At 69.0% G+C, this 11994-nt stretch carries 12 protein-coding genes and 1 tRNA gene; 8 read left to right on the forward strand and 5 right to left on the reverse strand.

Translation table 11 applies throughout. The features are described 5' to 3' along the window. The first annotated feature begins 277 nt into the window (after positions 1-277). From ACFSVL_RS20635 to ACFSVL_RS20655, 5 genes are all read left to right on the forward strand, one after another. Positions 278-712, forward strand: a complete 435-nt coding sequence (locus ACFSVL_RS20635) for a DUF3052 domain-containing protein (RefSeq protein ID WP_067591158.1) — start codon at positions 278-280, stop codon at positions 710-712. Positions 713-767: 55 nt separating this feature from the next. Next, positions 768-1232, forward strand: a complete 465-nt coding sequence (locus ACFSVL_RS20640) for a peroxiredoxin (protein WP_378306478.1) — start codon at positions 768-770, stop codon at positions 1230-1232. Positions 1233-1278: 46 nt separating this feature from the next. Then, positions 1279-1350, forward strand: a tRNA-Val gene (locus ACFSVL_RS20645). Between the two features lie 153 nt (positions 1351-1503). Continuing rightward, on the forward strand, positions 1504-3414 hold the full coding sequence (locus tag ACFSVL_RS20650; RefSeq protein ID WP_378306480.1) for a hypothetical protein: 1911 nt from the start codon (positions 1504-1506) through the stop codon (positions 3412-3414). Positions 3415-3466: 52 nt separating this feature from the next. Beyond that, complete coding sequence (locus ACFSVL_RS20655) at positions 3467-3676, forward strand: hypothetical protein (protein ID WP_378306482.1); 210 nt, start codon at positions 3467-3469, stop codon at positions 3674-3676. 273 nt (positions 3677-3949) lie between these two features. Here the strand turns inward: ACFSVL_RS20655 and ACFSVL_RS20660 are convergent, their stop codons facing one another. Then, positions 3950-5134 (reverse strand): aminotransferase class V-fold PLP-dependent enzyme, encoded by a 1185-nt coding sequence (locus ACFSVL_RS20660; protein WP_378306484.1) that lies wholly within the window; start codon positions 5132-5134, stop codon positions 3950-3952. 45 nt (positions 5135-5179) lie between these two features. Here ACFSVL_RS20660 and ACFSVL_RS20665 point away from each other — a divergent pair, with 45 nt between their 5' ends. Then, positions 5180-5794 (forward strand): GntR family transcriptional regulator, encoded by a 615-nt coding sequence (locus ACFSVL_RS20665; RefSeq protein ID WP_378306486.1) that lies wholly within the window; start codon positions 5180-5182, stop codon positions 5792-5794. A gap of 4 nt (positions 5795-5798) precedes the next feature. Further along, a complete protein-coding gene (locus tag ACFSVL_RS20670; protein WP_378306488.1) occupies positions 5799-6560 on the forward strand; it encodes a metallophosphoesterase in 762 nt (253 codons plus the stop codon). On the opposite strand, the gene ACFSVL_RS20675 is transcribed toward ACFSVL_RS20670, so the two are convergent. The 4 genes from ACFSVL_RS20675 to ACFSVL_RS20690 form a co-directional block, all read right to left on the reverse strand. Next, complete coding sequence (locus ACFSVL_RS20675; RefSeq protein ID WP_378306490.1) at positions 6550-8175, reverse strand: CocE/NonD family hydrolase; 1626 nt, start codon at positions 8173-8175, stop codon at positions 6550-6552. The genes ACFSVL_RS20670 and ACFSVL_RS20675 overlap by 11 nt on opposite strands. Before the next feature lie 280 nt (positions 8176-8455). Then, positions 8456-9400 carry an asparaginase gene (locus ACFSVL_RS20680; RefSeq protein WP_378306491.1) on the reverse strand — a complete coding sequence of 315 codons (945 nt, stop codon included), beginning with the start codon at positions 9398-9400 and terminating at the stop codon, positions 8456-8458. Further along, on the reverse strand, positions 9397-10833 hold the full coding sequence (locus ACFSVL_RS20685) for an amino acid permease (protein WP_378306493.1): 1437 nt from the start codon (positions 10831-10833) through the stop codon (positions 9397-9399). The genes ACFSVL_RS20680 and ACFSVL_RS20685 overlap by 4 nt, the downstream gene beginning before the upstream one ends. Further along, positions 10830-11507 carry a FadR/GntR family transcriptional regulator gene (locus ACFSVL_RS20690; RefSeq protein ID WP_378306506.1) on the reverse strand — a complete coding sequence of 226 codons (678 nt, stop codon included), beginning with the start codon at positions 11505-11507 and terminating at the stop codon, positions 10830-10832. Before ACFSVL_RS20690 ends, ACFSVL_RS20685 begins: the two co-directional genes overlap by 4 nt. Before the next feature lie 391 nt (positions 11508-11898). On the opposite strand from ACFSVL_RS20690, the gene ACFSVL_RS20695 reads away from it, so the two are divergent. Then, a partial coding sequence (locus ACFSVL_RS20695; RefSeq protein WP_378306508.1) for a PHP domain-containing protein occupies positions 11899-11994 on the forward strand: 96 nt, incomplete at its 3' end.

Consider the following 11994-nt stretch of genomic DNA (forward strand, 5'->3'; position numbering starts at 1 on the left):
GTGTCGCCACTCCCCGCGCACGGTGTATCGCGCGCGCGTTTTCTCTCCTCCACCCTAAAGGAGGCTCCCGGGGAGAGCTTCGCAGTGGTGGGGTACTGAGTGCCACCCGGAGTCGGGCGAGGGGGCGGCGGGCCCCTACGCTGCAGACACGACTTGCCAAAGATCCGGTGTGGACGGTTGCGCGCAGCGCCGCGTCAGTGTTCGCTGTTCGACAACCGTGTATCCGAGTGCGGCGGACCTACTGCCGCGCTCCGTCGTAGTTGGAGGAGTGGAAGCAGTGGTCGCCGCGGGAGACGCAGGCAGTGCCGGCGTCGCCGAAAGCCTTGGCATCAAGCCGGACATGGTGGTCCAGGAGATCGGCTGGGACGAGGACGTCGACGACGACGTTCGCGCGGCGATCGAGGAAACGATCGGCGGTGAGCTCCTCGACGAGGACGCCCAGGAGGTCATCGACGTCGTGCTGCTGTGGTGGCGCGACAACGACGGGGACCTCGGGGACGCGCTGGTAGACGCGCGCGGCCCGCTGGAGGAGGACGGCGTGATCTGGGTGCTGACCCCGAAGACCGGGCAGCCCGGGCACGTCGAGCCCAGCGACATCGCCGAGGCGGTGCCCCAGGTCGGGCTCGCCCAGACGGCGAACATCAGCGTGGGCCCCGGCTGGCTGGGCACCCGGCTGGTGTCGCCGAAGTCCTCGAAAGCCAAGCAACGCTGACCGCGCGATAGGGTGGGCGGCACGCTCGTGTTCGCTCTGGAGAGGAATCGCCGGTATGGCCGTCGAGGTCGGTTCGCAGGCCCCTGACTTCACGCTCAACGACTACAACAAGCAGCCGGTCACGCTGTCGCAGTTCAAGGGCGACAAGCCGGTGCTGCTGGTGTTCTACCCGTTCGCCTTCAGCGGGATCTGCACCGGCGAGCTGTGCCAGCTGCGCGACGAGTTCGGCGACTACGACGGCAAGGGCGTCCAGGTCCTCGGCGTCTCCGTCGACACGCCGTTCTCGCTCAAGGCGTGGGCCGAGGTCGAGGGCTACCAGTTCCCGCTGCTGTCGGACTTCTGGCCGCACGGCGAGGTGGCGCAGTCCTACGGCGTCTTCAACGACCAGGCCGGGCTCGCCGTCCGCGGCACCTTCCTGATCGACAAGGAAGGCGTGGTCCGCTTCGCCGAGGTCAACGCGCCGGGCGAGGCGCGCGACCAGGCCGGGTGGAAGAAGGCCGTCGAGGAACTGACCGCCTGATACTCGCTCGCCGGGGCGGGGCCCTCAGGCCCCGTTTCCGGCGCGCGGGCGCATAGCTCAGCGGAAGAGCACTCGGTTTACACCCGAGCGGTCGCAGGTTCGAACCCTGCTGCGCCCACCGTGCCGACCCCGTCCGGGGGAACTTTCCCGGGCGGGGTTTCGTCGTTGCGCACTGCTCCGTACGGGTAAAGCTGGGCCGTCCGGGTAATGGCGTTCCGCACCGTCGCGACTTGCACAGGCAGATTGCGCCGGCGGCGGGACAGGGGGCCCCATGAGCGAGGGCGACGGGCACGGCACGCCATTTCCTCGGACGCTGAAGGTATTCGGCTCGCGGGTCGACAAAGTGGTGCAGGACACCGGATTCCCGAACGGGCGGTTTTCTTCGCCCAGTCTCGCGGTGTTCCTGCCCTCGGCCGTGCTGCTGGGGTCCGCGCTGATTTCCTGGGGCTCCGGGCACGACGGCGCGGTCGCGATCGTCGTCGTCCGGACCTGTCTCGGCGTGGTCGGCTTCTGCGGGCTCGTCCATCAGGCCTACTGGCTGCTGTTCGCGCGCCGGTTCGTGCATCTGTACGGGCACAAGAAAATCCCGCGGAATCCGGAAGACGGCATCGGGAAATCGGTCCACGACGACATCAACGCCTGGTACGTGCGGAAGCTGCTCGACGAGGGATACGCCCACTACGGTTCGCTCGACCTGAACCTGGCGGTCGAGCTGCTGCTGGAGCCGCACAAATTCAACCTGCGCATCACCGAGGAGATCCTGACCGACGGGCCGGTGGCGAAGCACTCCGTCACCAAGGACATCCGGATTTCGAACGTGCCGGAAAACGGCCCGTTGCTGGTGCCGGTGGCAGATTTCCCGAAGGGGCTGCTGCTGGACGGCCTGGAAGTGACGGTCGACGCTAAACCGGCGACCACGCTCTCGTACGACGAAAGCCTGCGCGTGTCCGCGGCGCTGGTGCTGACCACGCGGGCGGCGGAGGAGCTGAGCGGCGTGGACGTCGGCAGCGGCGACGACGTGGTTTTGCCCGACAGCGAAGCGTTTCTCGCGGAGCTGCGCAAACGAGTGGCTCCGGACATCTACGAGGTGGTGCGCCCGGCCAGCAGCCTCACGGACAAGGACAAGTCGGTCACCGATCTGCTCCCGCCCGCCGAGGACGAGCATTCCGCGCCGCTGCGGGGCGAGTGGCTGGTCTCGCAGCTGCGCTCCAACTACGTCTTGTACGCGCTGGTCGACGAGCCGAAACCGTCGCTGAAGATCACCTACACCCGGATGACGGCGCTGCACGGGTCGGAGGCGGTCAAGACGGAGACCGGGCGGCGGCAGAACTGGGCCGCGGAGATCCGGTTCCGCTGGGGCCAGTTTCCTTCGCGGATCACCCTGACCACCCCGCTGATGTACAAATGCGAGAGCTATCATCTCCGGATTTCGCTGCCGGCCGGGCTTTACGTGCACACCCACGAGATCCACCAGCGGGTGAGCGCCGCGGAACTGGAGCCGATCCAGCAGGAAAGCTTCAAGCGGACAACGGAGAATTCCGGGCCGATCGACGGCGACCGGCAAATGATCCCGACCTACATGCGCGCCCGGGATCATCGGGCGCTGCCGTATGCGCACTTTTATGCCCGCAACGGCTACGACATGAAGCGCATTCTCCACACGCACGTGCTGAATGTCGTCGAAAACCCGTTCGCGACCCTGCGCCTCGCGACGACTCTGCTGTTCTTGTCCGCGCTGGGATTGATCGTCGCCGGAATGACGTTCGTGGATTCCTCGTGGGACTACAACCTCAAGAGCGGCGTGGTCGCGGTCGTGGTGTCGGTCCCCGGGGTGCTGTCCTCGTGGTCACGGCAGGTGTTCGGCGTCGAAGCATTGCAGCGGGCTTCGCTGACCACGCAATTCGCGTTGCGCGCCACGACGATTTTTTCGCTGACCGGTCTCGCGGTCGCGGTACTCCAGGATTCCGGATGGCTGCACTGGAGGATCACTATCCACTTGATGGAATCGGACGGCCTTTCGCTGCCGATCTACGACGGCGTCTGGCTGATCTTGTCCCTGGTGGCGATGACCGCGAGCATGTTCGCCTGGTGCCGCTACCACAAAAGGCGGATGCAGTACCTCGCACTGCGTAGGCGATCTCTTACCTCGGTCCACAATCGGAGTATCGGGGAGGCGGTTTAACCGTGTTACAGTTCGTGGACTGTGTTCGCCCGAGCAGGAAAAGAGTGCAGTCGTGAATGATCCGATGACGGTGGAGATGCAGAGCGAGGCGTTCACGTATCCCGCGGTCATCGAGGAGGACGTCGACGGCCGGGAGCTGGCCAAGGCCACCAAGGTCCTGCAGTCGCTCTCGAAGAGCCAGATCAAGACCCTCATGGGGGAAGTCAAGGACTGGCCCGCTCCGCCGCCGCACATCAACAAGGACCACACCGGCCGCGCCTGATCCGGCACCGGGCGAGGTTCGTTCGCCAGCCTGCTCCCGCGCTTGCCGACGTCCAGTCGCGCCGGGGAAGGCCAAGCGTCCTGACGCAAGAGAAAGCCCCCTGGACCGGGTTCCCCCATCAATCCCGATCCAGGAGGCCTTCTCCTTTTCCTCCCCCGGCCCCGTCGGGCCTGCCCCCTCGACAGGCCCGGCCGCAGCGCACTCCGCGGGTGTTCGCGAAACAGGAGGCGGCTTCGGCGGTGCTGGATACTGCGGCAAACGGGTGATCTTCGCTCACGGCGCGAGCGCGGCCACCTCGTCGGTCAGCCGGTCGATCTCCTCCTCGGTGTTGTAGTAGTGCACCGACGCGCGGACCAGGTCCGGCAGGCGGCGGGCGGTGAAGTCGTACTGCGCCGACGACGGATGCGAGACGCTCGTGTTGATCTTCGCCGCGTTCAGCCGGTCCTTGACCTCGTCCGCGGGCAGCCCGTCGACGCTGAATGTCACGAGACCGCACTTGCGCGCGCCGGCGTCGTGCACGGTGACCCGGTCCAGGCCGGCCAGGCGGGAGCGCAGGGTGGCGGCCAAGGCGGCGACCCGTTCCTCGATCGCGGGCAGGCCCCATTCCATCGCGTAGTCCACTGCCGCGCCGAGGCCGAGCACGGCGGCGTAGTCGCGCTCCCACACCTCGAACCGCTTCGCCGTCGGGTCGACCACGTACTCGGTGGGGGAGGTCCACTTGGCGGCGTGCAGGTCGAGCATCGCCGGTTCGAGCCGGTCGCGCAGGCGCGGGTGCACGTACAGGAAGCCGGTGCCGCGCGGGCCGCGCAGGTATTTGCGGCCGGTGGAGGTCAGTGCGTCGCAGCCGATGCGTTCGACGTCGAGGTCCAGCTGACCGGCTGACTGGCAGGCGTCGAGCAGAAACGGGATGCCCGCCTCGCGCGCGACGGCGCCGATTTCCTCGGCGGGGTTCACCAAACCGCCCTGCGTCGGCACGTGGGTCACCGCGATGAGCTTCACGCGGGAGTCGATCCGGCGGCGCAGGTCGTCGACGTCCAGCTGGCCGGTTTCGTCGTCGTCCACGACCTCCACGACGGCTCCGGTGCGGCGCGCGATCTGGAGGTAGGCGATGGCGTTGCTGGCGTATTCGGCGCTCGCGGTGAGGATCCGGTCGCCCGGCCCGAACGGCAGCGCGTAGAAGATCGCCTGCCACGAGCGGGTCGCGTTGTCGCTGAGCGCGATGTCTTCGGAAGTGGCGTTGAGCAGCCGCGCGATCGAGGTGTACACGCCGGCGATGCGTTCCTGGGCTTGCTCGACTGCCTCGTAGCCGCCGAGCAGGGATTCGGTGCGCAGGTAGTCGACCACCGTGTCGGTGACCCGGGCGGGCGGAAGGGCGGAGCCCGCGTTGTTGAAGTGCGCGACTCCTGCGCACCCTGGGGTTTCGGACCTGGCGCGGTCGACATCGAAAGTGCTGGCCATACCAACTGAATACAGTACGAGCGATCTGTGTGCAATACTCGCGGCATGGACAAGAGGCTCATGCGCGGTGAACTTCTCGAAGAGATCACCGCGCGCGTTCTCGACGGGCGGCTTCCCGCGGACACCCGGATCAACGAGGTCCGCTTGGCGGGCGAGCTGGGCGTGTCCAGGACGCCGCTGCGCGAGGCGCTGATCGGGCTCGCCGATCGCGGGCTGCTCGTCGCCGCGCCCGGGCGGGGATTCCTCGTCGCGCCCTTCGACCCGCAGGAGGCACGCCGGCTGTATCCGCTGGTCGCCGAGCTGGAAGCGCTCGCGCTGCGCTGGACGTCGCCGCTCGAACTCGCCTCGCTCCCGGACGCGCTCGACCGGATTTCGGACGAGATCGCCGAGTCCGCCGACCTGCCCGCGGCGGACGACCGCTGGCACGCGCTGCTCACGTCCCGCTGCGACAACCCGCATCTGCTGCGCTTGATCCAGCAGACAAAGCCGTTGCTGAAACGCTATGAGACGGCATACTTCGGCGGTCGGGACCGAGCGGCGGAGAGCGTGGCCGAGCACCGCGAGATCGCGTCGGCGCTGCGGGAGGGCGACCTGGCCGGCGCGTCCGCGCTGCTCGTCCGGAACTGGGTGAAAGCGTTGACGTATTTGAAGGGGAGCTGATCCGGTGCGGGTTTTCGCGCATCTGTCCGACATCCACCTCGACGGCGGCGACCGCGCCGACGCACGGGCCGCCGCGGTGAGCCGCTATCTGCGGAACCTCGAACAGCCGGTGGACGCGGTGTTCGCCACCGGCGACATCACCGACCACGGCCGGCCCGAGGAGTACCGGCGCGCGGCCGAACTGCTCGACCTGCCGGTTCCGGTGGTGGTCTGCCCCGGCAACCACGACGTGCGCGCGCCGTTTCGCGAGGCGCTGCTGGGCGAACCGGCCGGCGACGCCCCGGTGAACACCGCGACGAAGGTGGCCGGAGTGCTGCTCGTGTCGTGCGATTCGACGATCCCGCGCGAGAGCGCGGGTTACCTCGCCGACGAGACGCTCGCCTGGCTGGACGACACGCTCGCCGGCCACGACGGCCCGTCGTTCGTCGCGTTCCACCACCCGCCGCTCGACGTCGGCGTGCCGCTGGTGGACGCGATGCGCCAGACCGGCGAAGACCGGCTCGCCGCCGTGCTGAAGCGCCATCCCGGCGTGGTGGCGCTGCTGTGCGGGCACGTGCACACCGGCGCGGCGACTGAGTTCGCGGGCGTGCCGGTGCGCATTGCGCCGGGGGTGGTGTCCGGCTCACTGCTGCCGGTGGAACCCGGCTCCGGGCGCGGCTGGGACGAGGGCGGGCCGCTGGACTTCGACAGCCCGCCGTCGCTTCTGCTGCACGTGCTGCATGACGACGGCAGGCTGACGACGCATCAGCGCGCGGTCACCGGGTAAAGACCGGGAGCGTGATCCGCGAGGGACGGGTCTCGTCGTGGAACACCTCGAACCGGTTCGGCGCGCCGCGCACCGCGGACGAAACCCGTTCTCCCGTACCGTGATTGCGCGCGAACCGCGGGAACGCACCGCCCGCGATCTGTACGCGCAACCGGTGCCCGCGACGGAACCGGTACGCGGTCGGATCGAGTTCCACCTCGGCCCGGACCACGCCGTCGGCATCGGCTTCCGGTTCGCTGGGACGCAGCCGCAGGATGCCGTCGGTGACGTTGCGCGAGATGCCGCCGGGGTCGACGTCGCACAGCCGCACGTACACGTCGGCGTCGGCCAATTCGGTCCGCACGAACACGGCGGCGGACACGTCGCCGATCACGTCGAGGTCGTGCACCAGCGGTTCGCCGGTGAAGACCAGCACGTCGTCGCGCGCCTCGACGGCGGAATTGTCGCGCTGCTTGGTCTTTCCCATCAGCAGCGGCCCGCCGACGGCCGGGGTCGGGTCCGCCGGGTCGTAGGTGAACGGCGTGGGCCGGGCCTCGCCGGGCACCGTTTCGCCGAGACCGCCGACCGGGCGCAAATGGGCGGCCGTGGGCGCGGAAGCGGGCGGCCAGTGGTCGAAATCGAGCCAGGCGGACGCCTGCTGCAGGAAGATCCGCACCGGCGAGCGCTGCAGCTGGGTGCGGTCGCCGGCCAGATGCGCGCGCAGGAACCCGAGCTGGTCCTGGATCAGCACGCGGAAGCTCGCCGGTTCGCCGTGCGACCACGGGCCGACGGTGATCCGCGGCGCGCGCCCGGCGTCCTGCAGCGTGCGGAAGTCCCGCAGCTGCGCGCGGATGAACAGGTCGTACCAGCCGGTGACCATGCTGACCGGCACCTCGAGCTTCGCGACTTCCGCGCTGTGGTCGGACATCCGCCAGAAGTCGTCGTCCGGATCCGCGTGCTCGGTGACGTCCTGGAGGAACTGGACCGGTTTGCCGATCGCCGCGACGTCCGCGCCCGCGATCGGCAGGTACGCCATGGCGCTCCGGGTGCGCCGTTTTTGCAGCGGGTTCGGTAGCGCGGCGAACCGTTCTTCTTGCTTCCCGATCAGGGCGGACCAGGAGACCATGTTGTCCGCCGCGAGGACTCCGCCGGGGTAGAACGTGCTGACGAATTCCGAAGCGGTGATGGCCAGGCACATGGCTTCCAGCGGCGGGTCCAGGTACGGGCCCACTGCCCACTGGGTGTGGCCTAGGTAGCTCGCGCCTGCCATGGCGATCCGTCCGTCGCACCAGGGTTGGGCGCGGAGCCATTCGGCGGTGGCGACGCCGTCTTCGCGTTCGTGGTGGAACGGGCGGAATTGGCCTTCCGAGCCGAAGGTGCCGCGGGTGCTTTGGAGGACGGTTTGGAGGCCGTGCCTTGCGAAGGTGTCGCCGAAGAGTTTGGCGAGGGGGCCGGTTCGGCCGTAGGGGGTGCGGATGAGGACTACCGGGCCGGTGGGCTGGGCGGGTGGGGTGTAGCGGTCGGCGAGGAGGTGGGTGCCGTCTGGCATGGGGACGTGCAGGCCCTTGGTGACGATGGGGGCGGGGCCTTCGGCGGGCGGGAGACCTAACAGGCGATCGACTATTCGGGTCAGCACGTTTTCGAACGTACGCGGGTTGTGGTGGGTGTGCTGGGGGCCTTGGTTGCGGCCTTGGTTGCGTGGGGCACCCCGAAGCCCAATTGTGCTGACGGGCGGCGGGTGTTTGTCAAGGCGGGAAAGATGCCTTGACAAACACCCGCCGCCCGCAGGGAGGCTTCGTATCGGGGTGCGGGGGAGGGGCTGGGTGCCTCGCTCGTTGGGGGCATCGGCGGCGGTTTGAGGGCCGTGAGGGGAACCCTGAGGGAATCAGTGTCAGTGAGGGTTCCCCTCACAGACACTACGCGGCTAGTGCGTCTGTCACCCGGAGGGCTGGGTCGCGGAAGGGGGCGAGCAGTTCCGGAGCGACGCCCGCTCGTGCCAGGGCTGCGGCTAGTACCGCTGGTCTTGCCCGGTCGCCGCCGTCCGCGATCTTCAGCGCAACCGCGGTCCCATCTGGCAACGCCGCAAGCTGAACAGCCTCGAAGCCGTCCTTCGCGATGAGTCCCGGCACGGCCTGCATCAGGCGGGTGACGTCACGGCGGCTCCCCGCCACCAGGTCCGGACGCGCCCGAATCCCGTTGGCCACCAACGCTTCCGGTGAACCGTCCGGCGCGGTAGCGATCCGCGAAGCAGCCCGCGCCAACCCTCGCAGCGAGAGCGCGAACAGGGGTGCGCCGCAGCCGTCCGTGGCCACTCGCGGCACGGTTTGCCCGGTCAATTCCTCGACGGTTTCCCGGATCTTGCGCTGCAACGGATGCGCCGGGTCCAGGTAGCCCTCGACGTCCCACCGCTGTTCTCGGCAGACGGCCAGCATCGCGGCGTGCTTGCCGGAGCAGTTGTGCGCGAGCTTCGACGGTTGCCGTCCGTCGGCGATCCAGGTGTCCCGTTCGATCGGGTCGTATGGCAGGTCGGCGGGGTTGCCCAGGTCGGTTTCGGCGAAGCCATGGGCCGCGAGCACGGCGGCCGCCGCGTCGAGGTGGCGTGGTTCGCCGGAGTGGCTGGCCGCGGCGATCGCGAAGCCTGCCGGAGCCAGGCGCAGTCCGAGGCGGGCCATCGCGGCTGCCTGCAGGGGTTTCGCGGTCGAGCGCGGGTACATCGCGACGTCCGGGTCGCCTGCCTCGAAGACGGTCGAACCATCGGGGGCGAGCACGACGACCGAACCGTGGTGCACGCCCTCGACCATGCCGTCGCGCAGAAGGTGGACCAGCGGGACGTGCCGCGGTTCGCGTTCCTGCGGGGTCACGACGCCTCTGCCTTGTCGAACGCGCTCATGTCGATCCGCTTGCGCACCACGAACCAGCCGACGACCAGCGCGACGACGATCACCGGCAGCGCCAGCAGGGTGATCCGGCCGGTCTTGTCGAAGCCCATCAGCACGACGACCGCGGCGAGGAACACGAGCGTCGCGATTTCGGTGTAGGGCGAGAACGGCAGCCGGAAGTGCGGTCGCGTGACCTCGCCGCGCTTGGCCTTCCGCACGAACAGCAGGTGGCTCAGCACGATGATCGCCCAGGTGCCGAGGATGCCGACGGCGGCGAAGTTCAGCACGATCTCGAACGCGTCCTTCGGCACCACGTAGTTCAGCCCGACGCCGACGACGCACACCGACGACGTGAGCAGGATCCCGCCGTAGGGCACCTGGTTGCGGTTCATCACGCCGGTGAACTTCGGCGCGGACCCGGCCAGCGACATCGAGCGCAGGATTCGCCCGGTCGAGTACAGGCCGGAGTTGAGGCTCGACAGCGCGGCGGTCAGCACGACCAGGTTCATGATGCTGTCCGCATACGGCACGCCCAGCTTCGCCAGCACTGTCACGAACGGGCTCTGGTCGGCCGAGTAGGCGTCCCACGGCAGCAGCATCGCCAGCAGCACCACCGAACCGACGTAGAACAGCGCGATCCGCCACATGATCGAGTTGATCGCCTTGGGCACGATCGCCTTCGGGTTCTCCGTTTCGCCCGCCGCGACACCGACCAGCTCGCACGAGGCGTAGGCGAACACGACGCCCTGCACGATCAGGATCATCGGCACGATGCCCGCCGGGAAGACGCCGCCGTGGTCGGCGATCAGCTGCGGGCCGGGTGCGTGGCCGTCGATCGGATGCTGCGTCACCAGCAGGAAGATGCCGACGAGCAGGAACAGCACCAGCGCGGCGACCTTGACGATCGAGAACCAGAACTCCATCTCGCCGAACAGCTTCACCGAAACGAGGTTCAGCGACAGCACGACCGCCAGCGCGATCAGCGCCAGCACCCACTGCGGGATCGGTGTGAAGAACGACCAGAAGTGCGCGTACAGCGCGATAGCGGTGATATCCGCGATGCCGGTGGTCGACCAGTTGAGGAAGTGCATCCAGCCGGCGACGTACGCGCCCTTCTCGCCCATGAACTCGCGCGCGTAGGACACGAATGCGCCGGACGACGGCCGGTGCAGGATCAGCTCGCCGAGCGCGCGCACCACGAAGAACGCGAAGAGCCCGCACACCGCGTACACGATCGCGAGCGCTGGGCCCGCCTGCGCGAGGCGTCCGCCCGCGCCGAGGAACAGACCGGTGCCGATCGCGCCGCCGATGGCGATCATGTTGATGTGCCGGGATTTCAGCGCCTTGCGGTATCCGGCGTCGCCCGCGTCGGCGGGACCCGCCTCGGCAGTCGCGGGCAGGGTTTCTTCAGTCACGCGGTGGTTCCTGTTTCTGCTTCGCCGGCGCGGGCCGGTCGGACGATCGTGGTCAGGGTCTTCTCGACGTGATCGAGATGCTCGGTCATCGCGGCCGCGGCCGCATCTTCTTCTCCCTCGGCGATCGCCGTGACGATGCGCCGGTGCTCGACGTTTGACTGCGCCCGCCGTCCGCCGAGCTGGTTCAGGAACGCCGACTGCCGGGCCAGCGCGTCGCGGATCTCCTCGATCACCTTCGCGAACACCGGGTTTCCCGACGCGCGCGCGACGGTCACGTGGAACTGCGAATCGAGCGCGACCCACGCGGCGTCCCCGGTCTCGGCGTCCATCCGGTCGACGAGATCGGCGAGCCGGGCGAGCTGGTCCGCGTCGCGGCGGCGCGCGGCGTATCCGGCCACCGGGACCTCGACGTGCCTGCGCACCTCGACCAGGTCGCGGGCCGAGTAGTCGCCGAACGTAGGGTTCTGCGGCGGGCCGCTCGCGGTGACGAACGTGCCCCGCCCGGTGCGCGACACGGTGAGCCCGAGCGCCTGCAGCCCGCGCAGCGCCTCGCGCACCACGGACCGGCTGACCTCGAACTCCCTGCTCAGCGCGGCCTCCGACGGCAGCTGGTCGCCGACCGCGTACTCCCCGCGCTCGATCGCGTCCCGCAGGTAGCCGAGCACGGCCTCCATCGCGCTGACGCGCCGGGGGAGCAGTCCGGCTGCCCGGCTGTCAGACAGGTTCACGCGACGGATCGTCGGTTCCGGCCCGCCCGCTGTCAAGCGATGCGTCGGCCCTGTGCACGGCGGCTGTGGCCTGGTTCACGCTCCCGGGTGACTCTCGGCGGCCCGGCTTCCGGCGGCCCCGGTCTTGTCGGTGCCGGGTGCGACCGTGTGCGGGTACCGGTGATCACCACCGGGAACGCGTCCGGCCCGCCGCCCGGCGCGTCGGAGCCGCGCCCGGCCGTCCGCGAGAGGAGGATGCAGCCGTCGCGCTCGAACCGCGGCGGACTAGGGTGGGCAGCCCGGGCCCGCCGCGTCGACCGGAGCCGGGAAGCCGTCTGCCTAGGGGAGGTTTTCGCTGGTGTCGAACGATTCTTTCGTCCACCTGCACGTCCACACCGAGTACTCCATGCTGGACGGTGCGGCGAAGATCGGTCCTCTTTTCGCGGAGGCGGCC

Source organism: Amycolatopsis silviterrae, assembly GCF_042684085.1.
Taxonomy (GTDB): domain Bacteria; phylum Actinomycetota; class Actinomycetes; order Mycobacteriales; family Pseudonocardiaceae; genus Amycolatopsis; species Amycolatopsis silviterrae.